This is a genomic window from Rhizobium cerradonense (assembly GCF_030182455.1).
Classification (GTDB): domain Bacteria; phylum Pseudomonadota; class Alphaproteobacteria; order Rhizobiales; family Rhizobiaceae; genus Rhizobium.
Genome location: NZ_JAQJCK010000053.1, coordinates 1 through 4,042, shown reverse-complemented (window position 1 = coordinate 4,042; position 4,042 = coordinate 1). Strand labels below are relative to the sequence as shown.

The following is a 4,042-nucleotide window of genomic DNA, read 5'->3' as shown; positions in this document are numbered from 1 at the left end:
ACCCGATGCGGCCTCGATGGCGGTCGAGAGGCGACGGATTGGACGGAATGCATCTGCAGGACCGCAGCGTGAGCGTAGGACGGCGGCAGCCGAGCTTGTTGGCTCGCGAGGAATGGCCGCTTGCGGTCAGGGGAAGAAGGTCGGCGGAGCCGTTGCAGGCCAGGGCCGGTCCGGTGCCAGACCAGCCCAAAAGAGAGGCCCTATCGGGGGCTTTGCGCCGTCAGCAGAGAACGACGCGAATGATCGGTTGTCGCCTCATCGGCATGATCAACGGCGCCGCCGGCGCCATCACCTCTCCGTCGTCACCGTCGGCACCATCTTCCGATGCACCACAATAGCCGCGCCCGACAAGGCACACCGGCTATGTCGAGCGCGATATCAGATCAGCCGGAACAGACCGTAGCGGTGTAGAACTCCGCTCAAGGGTGCACCCGGTCGGAACCCGCGTTTCCTTCCTAGTCCGAGAGCAATGATGCGATCAGGGCATCCGGTGCCTTGAACCGGCCACGCCTCAGCTCACGTGGAATTACCGCCTCGACCGCTTCCAACTTCTCGGATGGGTCGATGCGGAGGTAGACCTCGGTCGTGCGGATATCGGCGTGGCCGAGCCACAGGGCGACCTTACGGATGTCGCGGGTTGCCTGCAGCATCACAACTGCGCAGCCGTGACGAAGCTGATGTGGTGAGACGCGACGGCCGCGAAGCGATGAGTAGCTCTCGGCTGCCTTGCCGACATGTTTGTCGAGCACATACTCGAAGCCGGCGCGGGTCATCGGGTCGCCCTGAGCATTGACGAAGAGGTCCGGTACGCGGACTGCGCCACGAACACTCAGCCACGCACGAAGGTCCCGCGTAGTTTCCTTCCAGAGCGGCAGGCAACGTTCCTTGCGGCCCTTTCCCATGACCTTCACGCTCGCACCGTTCTGAAGCGACAGGTTCTCTGTCTGAAGGCCGACCAGTTCGGAGACCCGCAAGCCTCCGGCGAAGCAGAGATGCATCATTGCCCGATCACGGATGCCAGATCTCGTCGCCAGATTGGGCGCGTTTAAGATCGCGCGGATTTCATCCATCGTCAGATGACGGATGAGCTTCTGGTCATGGCGCTTGGTCGGAATCGCATGGACCCGGCCGATCTGCTGAAGGGCGGAGGGAACCTTGTGCTCGAGATAGCGCATGAACGCCTTGATGGCGGCAAGCCGCATATTACGGGTGGAAGCGCTATTGCCACGATCCTGCTCAATGTGCTCCAGGAAGGCCACGATCATCGGTGCGTCTAGGTCTTCGATGGCGAGCAGAGACGGTCGCGTGCCGAGCCGTTTGGCTGCAAAGTTGAACAGCAGCTTGAAGCTGAACGCGTATGTCTCGCAGCTTTGCGGGCTGTAACCTCGCTGTCGCGGCATATAATCTCGCAGGAAGCCAGTGATGAGAGGGGCGAGCTCTGTCATAAGCCGTCCTCCCCGACCAGAGTTTCTGCCGCGGCGGCGATGTCGGTCATCATTTCCGGCGTCGCCTCGAGATACCAGTATGTATTGTGGATACTGACATGGCCAAGGTAGGTCGACAGAGCGACGAAGTGCCGGGCAACTTCGCCGCGATCGGCACCGCATTGTTCCAGGACGCGGGTTGCGAAGGTATGTCGAAGGTCGTGGATACGTGGCTGCTGACTTCGCCCCGGCGCGATGCCTGCCCCTCGTAAGATGCAGCGGAACGTATAGTTCACCGTCGTCGGGTAGAGCTGTCGGTGCTGGACGGATGGGAAGAGCCAATCGCTCTCGCCGGCGTGTTGGCGCCGAGAGTGAAGATAGCGTTGGAGCGCTTCCATGACGGTGCCGTGCAGCGGTACAAGTCGGCTCTTGCGGAACTTGGTTTCGCGAATGTGCAACACGCCGTCCGGCAGGATGTCGTCGAGCCTGAGCGCGAGAGCTTCGGAGATGCGCAGTCCCGTAGCTGCAATCAGTCCAAAGAGCATGACATAGAGCTCGCGACGCAGTGGATTGGGCTGCTGGCGCCTCAGATTGCCGGCCACAACGAGAATACGGGCGATCTCATCCGCGCTGTAGATGTAGGGAACAGGTCGATTGGTGGACCGCTTGATATCTGCGGGCGGTATCTCGTGACGAGGATCTTCCGCCTGCATGAAGCGGGCAAAGGCGATCAGGGCCGTCAGTCGATGCGACATGGCGTTTGGGCTCTTGGCTGCCACTGGCAACCAAGAAAGAGCTGTTGCTGTGCGAATGTGGCTCTCGTCGCGTTCCGCTGCAAAGCGCGCGAACGCCAGGAGATACCGATCGACCCGGGCGAGTTTGTAGCCCAGCGCGCGGCGCAGACTGATGTAGCGGGCGACGTCGGCGCTCAGCATGGCAACCTCCCGCCCCAAGGCTGCGCGATTTCGGACAAGAGGCCGATGTCGACCTTGGCGTAGAGCGCGGTCGTCGATGGAGACCGGTGACGCAAAACGGCTCCGACGCCGGCAAGGCTTGCGCCGCTCCTCAGCATCGCGGTCGCCGCTGAGTGCCGCAGCACATGCGCGCCACGATGGATGCTCGCGATTCCTGCCCTGTCGAGGCCGCGACGTACGATGCACTTTATGGCAATGCGGCTCAGCGGCCGGATCGGCGCGATATCCGTCAGGAACACGCGCGTCGTCGCAATGTGCGGCCTTGCCCGCTCGATATAAGCTAATATGGCATCGCCAACGTCCTGAGGCAGCGGCAGCCATTCCTCGCGCCGGACCTTTCCGAGCAGCGTTATCCGGCCATTTTTCCAATCGATGTCAGCAAAAGTGAGATTGGCGACTTCGCTCGCCCTGAGGCCCAACCGGGCCAGAAGCAACATGACAGCGCGGTCGCGTAAGCGGCACTCGCCCTCACAGTTGGCAAGGAGGCGGTCGATATCACTTTGACCAAGAAAGCACGGCGTCGTCGCCAGTTGCCAGCTCGCAAAGCTCGGAACCGCATGTTCCCGCCCCGCAGGGCAGTGCCCCATCGCGATGAGGTATTTGAGGTACATGCGCGTGGCGACGGCGATGCACCGCGACCGCGAACGGCCGTGCGGCCTCGCACGAACAAGCACGAAGTTGCGGATCGCCTCGGCCGTATAAGCCGCGGGATCTGATCCAATCGATATCAGTAAATCGGCCAATACCGGCTGGTACAGGTTGAGCGTCGACTCCTTGATGCCGCGTTGCTCCCGCATCCAGCGACTAAAGGCGGCCAGGGCCGGCCACGTCTCCTCCAGTGACGGAGCCTGCTCCTGCAGCAGAATGTTGCACTCGCGCAGATACGTGACGAACAGTGCGGCAGCACCCTGTGGCGCACGGGCGGTCTTGCTGCCTTTGAACACCGATGCCGATGCGTTCAGACCCTCGGCGAGTGTTTCGACACCGAAGCCGGCGGCACGCACCCAATCACCCCACAGTGCCAGTAGGCGCACCACCTCCACGATTGTTGCGGCCGAATAATTCCGCTGGCCAAGCCAGTGCTTGAATCCGTCGACATGTGGTTGCAGCCAAGTGATCCGAACATCGACACTGCGGCGATGTCTGTACTTTCGCTTTGTCATTCTGCTTCCTCGATTTGATCGTTGGTGCCGGAAGAGTCCGGCGCGTCGAACAAATCGAAGGTTTCCAAGCCATTCCAGCGTCGGCGGACAGCTTTTCCGGCCTCACCCTTGCGGTTGCGAGCAAAGGGGCAGAGCAGCGCTTTTTTCTCGGATCAGATGGATATGGTGCCGACGGTGACGACGGGAGAGGTGATGGCGCCGGCGGCGCCGTTGATCATGCCGATGAGGCGACAACCGATCATTCGCGTCGTTCTCTGCTGACGGCGCAAAGCCCCCGATAGGGCCTCTCTTTTGGGCTGGTCTGGCACCGGACCGGCCCTGGCCTGCAACGGCTCCGCCGACCTTCTTCCCCTGACCGCAAGCGGCCATTCCTCGCGAGCCAACAAGCTCGGCTGCCGCCGTCCTACGCTCACGCTGCGGTCCTGCAGATGCATTCCGTCCAATCCGTCGCCTCTCGACCGCCATCGAGGCCGCATCGGGT

General features: G+C 62.0%; 3 protein-coding genes and 1 pseudogene. 1 reads left to right on the top strand and 3 read right to left on the bottom strand.

What is annotated here, in order from left to right; all coding sequences use genetic code 11:
• A pseudogene (locus PH547_RS33425) lies at positions 1–338 on the top strand (hypothetical protein); the annotation flags it as partial.
• Between the two features lie 117 nt (positions 339–455).
• Here the strand turns inward: PH547_RS33425 and PH547_RS33420 are convergent.
• From PH547_RS33420 to PH547_RS33410, 3 genes are read right to left on the bottom strand one after another with little or no spacing between them, the layout of a single operon-like run.
• Positions 456–1,445, bottom strand: coding sequence for a tyrosine-type recombinase/integrase (locus PH547_RS33420; RefSeq protein WP_065091808.1), 990 nt, complete (start codon positions 1,443–1,445; stop codon positions 456–458).
• Positions 1,442–2,359 carry a tyrosine-type recombinase/integrase gene (locus PH547_RS33415; protein WP_028755393.1) on the bottom strand — a complete coding sequence of 306 codons (918 nt, stop codon included), beginning with the start codon at positions 2,357–2,359 and terminating at the stop codon, positions 1,442–1,444. The genes PH547_RS33420 and PH547_RS33415 overlap by 4 nt, the downstream gene beginning before the upstream one ends.
• On the bottom strand, positions 2,353–3,402 hold the full coding sequence (locus PH547_RS33410) for a tyrosine-type recombinase/integrase (RefSeq protein WP_285170458.1): 1,050 nt from the start codon (positions 3,400–3,402) through the stop codon (positions 2,353–2,355). The genes PH547_RS33415 and PH547_RS33410 overlap by 7 nt, the downstream gene beginning before the upstream one ends.
• Positions 3,403–4,042 lie beyond the last annotated feature (640 nt).

Bases quoted from the DNA above. Each gene is read 5' to 3' on its own strand.
- PH547_RS33420 (WP_065091808.1), bottom strand. From the start codon at position 1,445: ATGACAGAGCTCGCCCCTCTCATCACTGGCTTCCTGCGAGATTATATG.
- PH547_RS33415 (WP_028755393.1), bottom strand. From the start codon at position 2,359: ATGCTGAGCGCCGACGTCGCCCGCTACATCAGTCTGCGCCGCGCGCTG.